The 11,524-nt window shown below is 55.8% G+C and carries 9 protein-coding genes; 3 read left to right on the top strand and 6 right to left on the bottom strand.

Annotation, left to right across the window (positions count from 1 at the left end):
• Positions 1–16: 16 nt before the first annotated feature.
• Positions 17–685, bottom strand: a complete 669-nt coding sequence (folE, locus tag ACTU3N_RS13070; RefSeq protein ID WP_443086568.1) for a GTP cyclohydrolase I FolE — start codon at positions 683–685, stop codon at positions 17–19.
• A 122-nt stretch (positions 686–807) separates the two neighbouring features.
• Complete coding sequence (locus tag ACTU3N_RS13065) at positions 808–1,935, bottom strand: YbfB/YjiJ family MFS transporter (RefSeq protein ID WP_443086567.1); 1,128 nt, start codon at positions 1,933–1,935, stop codon at positions 808–810.
• 146 nt (positions 1,936–2,081) lie between these two features.
• Here ACTU3N_RS13065 and fghA point away from each other — a divergent pair, with 146 nt between their 5' ends.
• Positions 2,082–2,918 carry an S-formylglutathione hydrolase gene (gene fghA, locus ACTU3N_RS13060; protein WP_443086566.1) on the top strand — a complete coding sequence of 279 codons (837 nt, stop codon included), beginning with the start codon at positions 2,082–2,084 and terminating at the stop codon, positions 2,916–2,918.
• Between the two features lie 40 nt (positions 2,919–2,958).
• Here fghA and cirA read toward each other — a convergent pair whose 3' ends face one another.
• The 3 genes from cirA to yieE all read right to left on the bottom strand — a co-directional run bounded on the left by cirA (position 2,959) and on the right by yieE (position 7,700).
• A complete protein-coding gene (gene cirA / locus ACTU3N_RS13055) occupies positions 2,959–4,941 on the bottom strand; it encodes a catecholate siderophore receptor CirA (RefSeq protein WP_443086565.1) in 1,983 nt (660 codons plus the stop codon).
• Positions 4,942–5,204: 263 nt separating this feature from the next.
• Positions 5,205–6,674 carry an amino acid permease gene (locus ACTU3N_RS13050; protein WP_443086564.1) on the bottom strand — a complete coding sequence of 490 codons (1,470 nt, stop codon included), beginning with the start codon at positions 6,672–6,674 and terminating at the stop codon, positions 5,205–5,207.
• A 156-nt stretch (positions 6,675–6,830) separates the two neighbouring features.
• Complete coding sequence (gene yieE / locus ACTU3N_RS13045; protein WP_443086563.1) at positions 6,831–7,700, bottom strand: DNA-binding transcriptional regulator YeiE; 870 nt, start codon at positions 7,698–7,700, stop codon at positions 6,831–6,833.
• 101 nt (positions 7,701–7,801) lie between these two features.
• Here yieE and ACTU3N_RS13040 point away from each other — a divergent pair, with 101 nt between their 5' ends.
• Both ACTU3N_RS13040 and nfo read left to right on the top strand, forming a co-directional pair.
• Positions 7,802–8,848 carry a YeiH family protein gene (locus ACTU3N_RS13040; RefSeq protein ID WP_443086562.1) on the top strand — a complete coding sequence of 349 codons (1,047 nt, stop codon included), beginning with the start codon at positions 7,802–7,804 and terminating at the stop codon, positions 8,846–8,848.
• A 71-nt stretch (positions 8,849–8,919) separates the two neighbouring features.
• A complete protein-coding gene (gene nfo, locus ACTU3N_RS13035) occupies positions 8,920–9,777 on the top strand; it encodes a deoxyribonuclease IV (protein WP_443086561.1) in 858 nt (285 codons plus the stop codon).
• A 55-nt stretch (positions 9,778–9,832) separates the two neighbouring features.
• Here the strand turns inward: nfo and fruA are convergent, their stop codons facing one another.
• The gene (gene fruA / locus ACTU3N_RS13030) at positions 9,833–11,521 is read right to left on the bottom strand and encodes a PTS fructose transporter subunit IIBC (protein WP_443086560.1); all 1,689 of its coding nucleotides are present in this window, start codon (positions 11,519–11,521) and stop codon (positions 9,833–9,835) included.
• Positions 11,522–11,524 lie beyond the last annotated feature (3 nt).

Here is an 11,524-nt window from a genome sequence, read left to right as displayed (position 1 = left end):
TCCGGCTCCTCAATGATTAGTTGTGATGCCGCACGGCGCGCAGGAACTCCTGGCGTGTATTCTGACTGGATTTAAACAGACCGCCCAACGAGGTGGTGGTGGTCGCGCTGGTCGCATCACGAATACCGCGGGCTTTTACACAATAATGCACCGCATCAATAGATACCGCCACATTATTCGTACCGAGCAGAGTTTGCAGCGCCGTCAGGATCTGCTGCGTCAAACGCTCCTGCACCTGCGGGCGCTGGGCGAAAAACTGCACAATACGGTTGATTTTTGACAAACCGATCACCGAATCTTTCGGAATATAGGCGACCGTCGCTTTGCCATCGATTATCACAAAATGATGCTCGCAGGTGCTGGTCAGAGTGATATCACGCACGGTCACCATTTCATCAACCTTCATTTTATTTTCTATGACGGTGATTTTGGGGAAATTGGCGTAATCGAGACCGGAAAAAATCTCATCAACATACATTTTGGCAATGCGATGCGGCGTTTCCATCAAACTGTCATCAGTCAGATCAAGGTTTAACAACTGCATAATCTCGGTCATATGACCGGAAATAAGACGCTTGCGGGTTTCGTTGTCCATTTCATGCACGGGCGGGCGCAGCGGAGTTTCCAGGCCGCGGGCAACCAGAGCCTCGTGAACGAGAGCCGCTTCTTTACTGAGTGATGGCATTTTTTATTCTCCTGCAGGTGTGGCATCTTCGCACTTAACAAGCGAAGTGAACGGTCATTGTGCGTGAGGTCGCGTGCAGAATCCAGTATCAGGGCGATAATTATTCAAATCGCCGTAACCTTTCAGCCGCGTCGCTTCCACACCAGTACTCCGCCAATGAACAGCGCCAGCGCAGCAACGCCGAGCGCCGGTTCGATGCGTTGCGTAAGCCAGGTTGAGAGCGCCGAGGTCACAGGCCCCACCAGCTGCCCGACCGCATAGCCCGTGGTCAAAAGCCCGGCCATATAACGGGCGTGATTCGGCGCAAGCTCGCGCCCATACAGGAGTGATAACTGCACGGCGCAGAGAAAACCACCGCCACAGAGCAACGCACCAGTCACCAGCCCGCTCATGCCGGGCATCAGCCAGGCTGCCAGTACGCCCACGCCCTGCAACCACAGCACCACTGCCAGCCGCTGATGGCTATAGCCAATCCCGCGCAGCAGAATGCTTAAAGCAATGCCCACGACCGCCGCCGCGCCAAACACCGGCCAGACAAACTGCGCAAACAAACTATCAGGGAAGCGTTGTGCCGCCATCTGGGATAAAAACGTGGCGGGCAAAATATAGCCAAACCCGGCCAGGCTATAGCTCCACACCAGGCGTTTGAGGTCGCCGGTAAGCATAAGCGGCTGCACTTTTACCTCCGGGCGGTGCCACTCACCAGGGCGCGGCAAGTAGCGGGCAATCAATAACACCAGCAGCAGCGCCAGCACGCCATAGACCTGCCACGCCGCGCCTGCCGTTAACCCCTTCGCCTGGATAGCCACCGCCAGCAGGCCACTTAGCGCAATCCCGGCACCCGGCCCGGCAAACACCGCCGCACTCAAGCCCGGTCTGCCAGCCTGTGCGAGCCGCTCGTTCGTCCAGGCGGCAATCAGCACCATCGCCCAGCCGCTCATCGCACCAATCACCAGGCGCAACATACCGTGCCACCAGGCGTTATCGGCTACGGCAGATAAAAAAGTCAGCGCCACCGCCCCACCAATGCCAAGATAGAGGCGAATCTCAATATGCCGCTGCGCGCGCATTGCATCCCATGCACCAAGTAAATAGCCGAGATAATTCATGGCAGCGACCAGCCCGGCGCTGGTCAGGGTCAGCTGGTTTTCGCGGATCATCAAAGGAACCTGCGGCGTAAAGGCAAATCGCCCGATCCCCATCGCCACCACCAGCACAATAAATCCACAAAGCGCTACGTTGCGCGCCATAAGCGCCTCAATTGTTAATAAAAAGTTATACTTATGATGCAATACGTTGCTAAAAGCGCCAAGTGAAAGTTACGCACAGCGTGATGAATACACGGTATGATAAATCTGTCCTCTTTTTTCTGGCTTGATTATTAAAGGAGCCTTGCATGGAACTGCTCGAAGAGCACCGCTGTTTTGAAGGCTGGCAACAGCGCTGGCGCCACGACTCCACCGTACTGAACTGCGCAATGACGTTCAGTATTTTCTTACCGCCACAGCAGGATGCCGCGCTGCCGCCAGTGTTGTACTGGCTTTCAGGTCTGACCTGTAATGATGAGAACTTCACCACCAAGGCAGGCGCTCAACGCGTCGCGGCCGAACTTGGAATAGTCCTGGTGATGCCAGACACCAGTCCGCGCGGTGATGATGTGGCCGATGCCGATAGCTACGATTTAGGTAAAGGCGCGGGTTTCTATCTGAACGCCACCCGGCAGCCCTGGGCAAAGCATTACCGCATGTATGATTATTTGCGTGATGAGCTCCCCGCGCTGATTGCGCAGCAGTTTAAGGTGAGCGATCGCTGCGCCATTAGCGGTCATTCGATGGGCGGGCATGGCGCGCTGATGATGGCGCTGAAAAATCCTGGTCGTTACACCAGCGTTTCAGCCTTTGCGCCGATTGTTAACCCGCTGCAGGTGCCCTGGGGGCAAAAAGCGTTCGCGGCTTATCTGGGAGATGATGCACAAACCTGGCGGGAGTGGGACAGCTGCGCGCTGATGCTGGATAGCACCGCAACCGACGCAACGCCTGTACTTATCGATCAGGGTGATAACGATCAGTTCCTCGCAGATCAGTTACAACCGGCGAGACTTGCAGAAATCGCCCGCCAGAAGGCCTGGCCGCTGACGCTGCGCATTCAGCCTGGCTTTGATCATAGCTACTTCTTTATTGCTTCCTTTATTGAGGATCATCTGCGCTTCCATGCGCAGCATCTGCTGAAATAACGCCAGCCCCGGCGGTCTCCCACCGCCGGAATTTCTCTTATCAGAAGCGGTAATCCACGGCCATAAAGTAGCGACGCCCGTCTTCGTTATAGCTGTAATCGTCGCGGCTGAGGTCTTTGTCCGCAAGGTTCAGCACACCGGCGCGCAGCTTCACGTTTTTCGTGGCCTGCCAGCCGCCGCCAACGTTCCAGATAACATAGCCGCCAGGCGTTGTGCCCTGCGTGGTCGAGCGCTTCTCGCCGGTATAATTCGCCGACACATAGAACGACCAGTCCGCAGTCGCCTGCCAGTCGAGAGTACCGTTTGCCGTATGGAACGGCAGTTCCTGCAACGGCTTATTGCCGCCGTTACTGAGGTCGCGCCCGTCGTTATAGGTGTAGTTAAGCGTCAGTTTCCATGCCTCGTTGAAAGGCACTTTCAGCTCCGTTTCAACGCCACGGATCCGCGCTTTGTTGACGTTGTAATAGCGGAAAACCGGCACCAGCGCACCCGAGCTGCTACGCTCGAAACCGACAAAATTCTGGTAGTTCGGTGCCTGGCTGATGTTGGCCGTGCGGGATATGTCAATCATATCTTCGATGTTGTTCTGGAAGACGGTGATACTGCTCTGCACACCTTCCGCCCAGCCCTCTTCGCCGCTGTAATACAGGCCCAGCTCAAAGCTTTCGCTGGTTTCGGGTTTCAGCTCCGGACTACCAACGATACGGCACGAACCGCGACAGGAGTTGCTGGTCCAGTCCGGGCTAAGCTGCAAAAGCGATGGCGCTTTAAATGCCGTCGCCCAGCCCCCTTTCACCGTGACCGTATCGGTCGCGTTGTACACCAGATAAGCGCGCGGACTCCAGTGCTTGCCGTATGTCTCGTGATTATCCATACGCACGCCGGTAGTCAGCGCCAGCGGTTCAAAAATGCGCCACTCGTCTTCAACAAATAACGCATACTGGCTGGCTGACGTTTTATTGCCGCTGCCGCCAGTAAGATTCACCGGATCTTTTAATTTGTCGTGACGCCACTCACCACCCAGCGTAACGAGCTGGTTGATTTCACCAAGCGGCAGGACATATTTGCCATCAATCGCGGTGCTTTCAGAGCTGATCGCGCCCGCATTGCCGGGATTTTTGTTATCGATTTTCTCGCCATAGAATTTCAGCTCGCTATTGCCCACACCCCAGCGGCCGTTGTGCGTCAGTGAATAGTTCTGCCTGTCGAGACGGTTTTTATCCAGTGAGTCTGAGTCTCTGTCCTGGCGGTCATAACCGTAACCGGCGGTAAAATCGTGGTTCTCAGAAGGCGTCCAGGCGAATTCGACGTTTCCGTCACGGCTGGTAAAGCCTTCGATACGCGGCGACTCGCCGGAGGCGGCAGTTTGCGAGGATTGCTGTTGGTCTTTATCGCGCTGCGCCACGCTACCAAAAGCTTTCAACCCCAGCACGCCGTCAATCAGCGGGCCGCTGGTGTAAAACTGCCCGTTGCGCGTATCGCCGCGATCCCGGTGCTCCTGAATCGTGGTGTCCGCCGTGACGCTTCCCGTCCAGCGCTGGCCTATCTTTTTGGTGATGATATTCACCACGCCGCCGAGCGCGTCAGAACCATACAGCGAAGACATAGGGCCGCGTACCACTTCGATACGCTCGATAGCGTCCACCGGCACCCAGTTAAGGTCGAAATCGTTGTGACGAAACACCGCATTGCGGGAATTGACGCGCTTGCCGTCAATCAGAATCAGGGTGTAGCTGCTGTTAAGCCCGCGCAGGCTGACACCTTTGCGGTTATCCCCTTCATCGGTGAGCTGCACACCGGGGACCTCTTTGAGCACATCTTTGAGGTTTTGCACCGGCTTACGTTGCAGGTCTTCTTGCGTGATGACGCTGATACTGGCAGGTGCATCTTTCAGGTTTTGCTCGCTGGCAGACGCGGTAACCACCAGCGTTTCACCACTCTCTACGGCAGCCATCGCCGGTAGCGCCAGAGACATTGCAGACGCGCAAAGGCCTCCCCGGACGACAGGATTCAAGGTAAACATTCCGTAACTCCATGAGGTAACAACAATAAACTGAAAATTACTGCTCACACACTGCTAAACGCACCCTCATTACATTGACGAGGGCGAAGTCGGTCTGTGGACGAGATGGCACGGGTGGCCCCGGCAGACGCCCTTGTTATTCAGGGCGTTACAGTAATGTAAACGATAATGCTTATCAAACGCATTATCTTAAAGTTTTGTAAAGGCGGGAACTTTGCTGCAGCGAAAAAAAGCCCTCCGGACAGAGGGCTAAGAGAGTGAAGTTATTTACGCAAACTATCCGGGAACTCCATTTCGCTGTAACGCACGAAACGGGTGCCTTTCGTCAGCTTGTAACCGAACCAGATAATAAGGAACAGCGGGATGCCGATATAGGTCGCCGCGACGCCGCCCCAGTCAATTGTGTCGGAGAGGAACGCTTCGTAGTTCTGTCCAAGCGTGATGATTAAACACAGCACAAAGGCAAAAATAGGCCCCAGCGGGAAGAAACCTGAGCGATACGGCAGGTCCTTCACATCATGTCCCTGCATCACGTAACCACGGCGGAAGCGATAGTGGCTGACCGCAATTCCCAGCCAGGCGATAAAACCTGTCATACCGGAGGTATTCAAAAGCCATAAATAGACGGTCTGGTTGCCAAACATCGAGGTCAGGAAGCACATGCCCGCAATCACCGTGGTGGCATACAGCGCGTTACGCGGCACGCCGCCTTTCGACAGTTTAGCAAAAATGCGCGGCGCTTTACCGTCGCACGCCAGCGTGTAGAGCATACGGGTCGAGGCGTACATGCCGGAGTTACCCGCCGACAGCACGGCCGTCAGGATAACCGCATTCATAATCGCCGCCGCAGAGAGCAGGCCCGCGTGTTCAAACACCAGCGTGAACGGGCTGACGCTGATATCTTTGACATCATTTCGCAGCAGGCTCGGATCGGTATACGGGATAATCAGGCTGATAATCAGAATAGCGAACACATAAAACAGCAGGATCCGCCAGAACACCTGGCGCACCGCGCGCGGAATATTCTTTTGCGGATCTTCCGATTCGCCAGCGGCAATACCAATCAGTTCCGTGCCCTGGAACGAGAAGCCGACAATCATCGCCACGCCAATCATCGCCGATAAGCCACCGGCAAAAGGCGCTTCGCCAATGGTCCAGTTGCTCCAGCCGGTCGGTTTTTGCCCCTGGAAGATGCCTAAAATCATCATCACGCCGACCACAATAAAGATAATAACGGTCGCCACTTTGATTAAAGAGAACCAGTACTCGGCTTCACCAAACCCTTTCACAGAGATGTAGTTCAGCAGGAAAATGACCGCGAGGAACAACGCGCTCCAGATCCAGCCTGGCGTATCCGGGAACCACCAGCTCATCACCAGCTGCGCGGCAACAAGGTCTACCGCGATCGTCACCGCCCAGTTATACCAGTAGTTCCAGCCCAGCGCGAAGCCAAAGCCCTCTTCGACATACTTCTGGCCATAGGTGGAAAACGAGCCAGACACCGGCATATACGCCGCCAGCTCGCCGAGACTGGTCATCAGGAAGTAGACCATCAAGCCAATCAAAATATAGGAAAACAGCGCGCCGCCCGGCCCCGCAGCAGAAATGGTCGCCCCTGATGCGACAAACAAGCCTGTACCGATTGACCCACCGATAGCGATCATCGTCAGGTGACGCGCCTTCAGTTCACGGCGAAGCGTGGGCGCTTGTGTGGTTTTATTTTCACAAACCATAAGAAAATGCTATCCATCCAAAAAATGAGGCGCGATTGTAGCAAACGAAACGCGCCCCTTCCGGCATAAAATAGGTCTTATTAGACACCTTCATGATAGGCAGCGGATTATAAGTAAAGCAGTGAATGTGCGATGTTGCGAAAATACATCACGCCGTCACGGCATCTCACAGCAGCTGATAAACCGCTTCAGAGCGCTGGAGATGTGTTTTTGCCGATGATAAATGCGCCATAAAGTGCGCACCAGGCGCGGCAGCGGAATGGGCACTTCGACCAACGTCCCGGCAGCCAGTTGCTCGGCAATCACCCGGCGCGACAGGCAGCTTATTCCCAGGCCATAACGCACCGCATGCTTGATAGCTTCCGAGTTACCCAGCTCCATTCCCGGCTGGAAGGTAGGCAGGTGCGAAAGCAGCAGATAATCCACAATTTCCCGCGTGCCGGAACCTTGCTCGCGCAGGATCCACGTTTCCTGCGCCAGCCTTTCCAGCGTCACCTCGCCCTGCAATAGCGGCGAGGAAGGCGCGGCAAACACCACCAGCTCATCCTCAAGCCAGGGTTCAGAGATAATATCAGCGCTGTGGCACGGCCCTTCGATAAGCCCGATATCGACACGAAAATCAGCCACTGCCGTAATCACATCCTGGCTGTTACCGACGCTCAACTCCAGCGGCAGCGTGGGGAAATCACGGCGATAGCGCGCAATCACTTCCGGCAAAATGTAGTTGCCAATCGTGCTGCTGGCATACACGCGAATCGCCCCTTTATCCTCGCGAAACAGCAGCTCAATTTCTCGCGCCTGCTCCAGTGCGGCCAGCGCACGTGGATAGAGCAATCTGCCGTGTTCGTTCACCACCAGGCGTTTGCCCACCCGGTCAAAAAGTTGCACGCCAAGCTGGCCTTCGAGATCCGTTAACGCTGCGCTGACCGCCGACTGCGATAACGCCAGCATTTGCGAGGCTTGCGTGGTCGAGCCGCTTTTCAGCACTTCCGCGAAGACTTCCAGCTGGCGCAAAGTAATGTGCATGACCGCTCCTTACCACTTATTCAGATTAATTATAAATATATAATCAATTTTATTTTTAAACCAGCAGCCCTTACTCTTTTAGGCAGTTAAAGGAGGAGGTTATGACTGAAATCACGTTACACACTCATCGTCCCGTATGGCATTTTGCCCCCGGATTGCTGCTAAGCCTGGTGATCACCGCCTTCGCTCTGTGGCTTGGCAGCATACCTGCCGTCGCAGGCGTCGGGTTAAGTGCGCTGACGCTGGCGATCCTTATGGGCATGATTATCGGTAATACGCTCTATCCCAAAATCCACGCTCACTGCGACGGCGGCGTGCTGTTTGCCAAGCAGCATCTGTTGCGCCTGGGCATTATTTTGTATGGCTTTCGCCTGACCTTTTCGCAAATCGCAGAAGTCGGCGTCAGCGGTATCGTCATTGACGTGCTGACCTTATCAAGCACATTTTTTATCGCCTGCCTGCTGGGGCAAAAAGTTTTCGGCCTGGATAAAAAAACCAGCTGGCTCATTGGTGCCGGTAGCAGCATCTGCGGTGCGGCGGCGGTGCTCGCCACTGAACCCGTTGTCAAAGCAGAGGCCAGCAAAGTTACGGTCGCTGTCGCCACCGTGGTGATTTTCGGTACCCTCGCTATCTTTGTTTACCCGGCGATGTACCCGTTGCTGACGCAGTGGTTCAGCCCGGAAACCTACGGCATCTTTATTGGATCCACCGTGCATGAAGTGGCGCAGGTTGTCGCCGCCGGTCACGGCGTCAGCCCGGATGCGGAAAACAGCGCGGTGATCGCCAAAATGCTGCGCGTGATGATGCTGGCTCCCTTCCTGGTGCTGCTGGCGGCACGCGTAAAACAACTGAGCCCGGCGCAGGGAGCAGAAAAGAGCAAGCTGACCATCCCGTGGTTTGCCGTCGGCTTTATCGCGGTCGCAGTGTTTAACTCTTTTCATCTGTTACCGCAAAGCGTAGTAAACGCAATAAATACGCTGGATACGCTGCTGCTGGCAATGGCGATGGCCGCACTGGGCCTGACCACCCATGTCAGCGCGCTGAAAAATGCCGGGGCAAAACCGCTGGTGATGGGGCTGCTGTTATTTATCTGGCTGATGGTTGGTGGTGGCGCCATTAACCTTGCAGTAATGCACCTGATGGCATAAACCACTACATCCCTTCCCTGTAGACCCGCTATGATGGAGGTTTTCCCCTGGCGGGTTTTACAGGAGATGTTATGAAATATATTGGAGCGCATGTGAGCGCCTCAGGCGGAGTGGCAAATGCAGCCGTCCGCGCCGCCGAGATTGGCGCCACGGCTTTTGCGCTATTTACCAAAAACCAGCGTCAATGGCGCGCCGCCCCGCTGAATGCAGAAACTATCGACGCGTTTAAAGCCGCCTGCGAGAAATATCACTTTTCCTCTGCACAGATCCTGCCGCACGACAGCTACCTGATAAACCTCGGTCATCCGGTGACCGAGGCGCTGGAAAAATCCCGTGAAGCGTTTATTGATGAGATGACCCGCTGCCAGCAACTGGGGCTGTCGTTACTCAACTTCCATCCGGGCAGCCACTTACAGCAGATTGAGGAAAATAAATGCCTGGCGCGCATTGCGGAATCTATCAATATTGCGCTGGCGCAAACCGAGGGCGTCACGGCGGTGATTGAAAATACGGCAGGCCAGGGCAGCAATCTCGGCTTTCGTTTTGAACATCTGGCGGCGATTATCGACGGCGTGGAGGACAAGTCCCGCGTTGGTGTGTGCATCGACACCTGCCATGCTTTTGCCGCCGGTTACGATTTACGTACCGCACAAGCCTGCAACGAAACCTTTGCCGAGTTTGAACGCGTGGTGGGTTTTCACTATCTGCGCGGAATGCATCTTAATGACGCCAAAAGCGCATTCGGTAGCCGCGTGGACCGCCATCACAGCTTAGGCGAAGGAAATATCGGTCACGAGGCGTTTCGCTGGATCATGCGCGATGCGCGCTTTGATGGTATTCCGTTGATTCTGGAAACCGTTAACCCGGATATCTGGGCCGAAGAGATAGCCTGGCTGAAAGCGCAACAAGAAAGCGAAGCAAGCGCCTGACAAATGGCAAAAAAAACGCACTGACCGATCAGTGCGTTTTTTGTTTTCAGCGTGCTTACGCCGCTTTTGCCACCGCTTCAGCTTCCGGGCGTTTGAGGAAGGCATAGGCCAGGCCCGCCAGCAGCGAACCGGCAACGATAGCCAGCAGATAACCCACCACCGGCGTGATAGCGCCTGGGATCAGCAGCACAAACAGCCCGCCGTGAGGCGCCATTAACTTCGCGCCGATAGCCATGGAGATAGCGCCAGTCAGCGTACCGCCTGCGATACAGCACGGCAGGACACGCATCGGGTCACGCGCGGCAAACGGAATAGCCCCTTCACTGATAAAGCACAGGCCGAGCACCAGCGCGGCTTTACCCCCTTCGCGCTGCGCTTTGTCGAACTTCTTACGCGCAACCAGGGTCGCCAGGCCCATCGCCAGCGGCGGGACCATACCGGCCGCCATAATCGCCGCCATCGGCGCATAAGTCTGCGTACTCAGCAGCCCCACGCCAAACGCGTAAGCCGCTTTGTTGACCGGACCGCCCATATCCGTACACATCATGCCGCCCAGAATTGCCCCCAGCAGCACAGCGTTCGCCGTCCCCATCGTTTGCAGCCAGGAGGTCAGACCGGCAAGGATCTTCGCCACCGGCGTACCGATAAGGTAGATCATCGCCAGACCCACAATCAGGCTGGAAATCAGAGGAATGATCAGAATCGGTTTCAGCGCTTCCATGCTCGGCGGCAGCTTCACATGCTGGCTAATCGCTCTTGCAATATAACCGGCAAGGAAACCAGCGATGATCCCGCCAATAAAGCCCGAACCGGTACTTACCGCCAGCATCCCGCCAATCAGACCCGGCGTCAGACCCGGACGGTCAGCAATAGAGAAAGCGATATAACCGGCGAGCACCGGCACCATCAGTTTAAAGGCCGTGTCGCCGCCGATGGTCATCAACGCCGCCGCCAGCGTGCCCTGCTCTTTAAACGCGGTGATACCAAAGGCAAAAGAGAGCGCGATACATAAACCGCCCGCCACAACCATCGGTAGCATATAAGATACGCCGGTCAGCAGATGGCGATAGGCACCCGCGCGCTCCTGTTTACCTGATGCAGACTCGGTCTGGGCTTTGCCGGTTGGCTGATACGGTTTGGCCTCGGCAACGGCTTTATCCAACTCCTGCGCAGTTTTCTTCAGCGCAAGCCCGGTGGTGGTGCGATACATCGGCTTGTCGGCAAATTTCGCCAGATCCACCTCGATATCCGCCGCCACAATCACCAGATCTGCATCGGCAATCTCTTGCGCCGTGATGGCATTCCCCGCCCCGACCGAACCGCGGGTTTCAACTTTTACCCACCAGCCGCGCTTTTTCGCTTCGGTTTCGATAGCTTCAGCCGCCATAAAGGTATGGGCAACACCGGTCGGGCAAGCCGTCACTGCAACAATACGTTTCGGCCCGCTGGCGACAGGCGTCGCGCCCGTTGCCGGTCCCGTATATGGCGTGGCGTGACCTTTCGCTTCGCTAAGGAACAGCTCCGGGTGCGCCACTGCGCGATTGATATCGCCGAGCCAGACTTTTTTCCCGCTCAGCGCACTGTCGTTCGGCAGTTGACTGCCCAGAACGATAGCAAGCTCAGCATCGCCTGGGTTGTCGATAAACTGCAGGTTTGCTTTCTGCGCCGCCGCACCCAGCAAGGTTTTCGCCATATAAGCGCGGGCCTGGCCAAGTTCAGCGTCAATAATCAGCAGCGTTTTCATTAT

Origin of the sequence: Vagococcus sp. WN89Y (assembly GCF_052220145.1) — a bacterium.
GTDB lineage: Bacteria > Pseudomonadota > Gammaproteobacteria > Enterobacterales > Enterobacteriaceae > Kosakonia.
The sequence above is the reverse complement of the archived record's forward strand: the minus strand, read 5'-3'. Positions and strand labels throughout refer to the sequence as shown.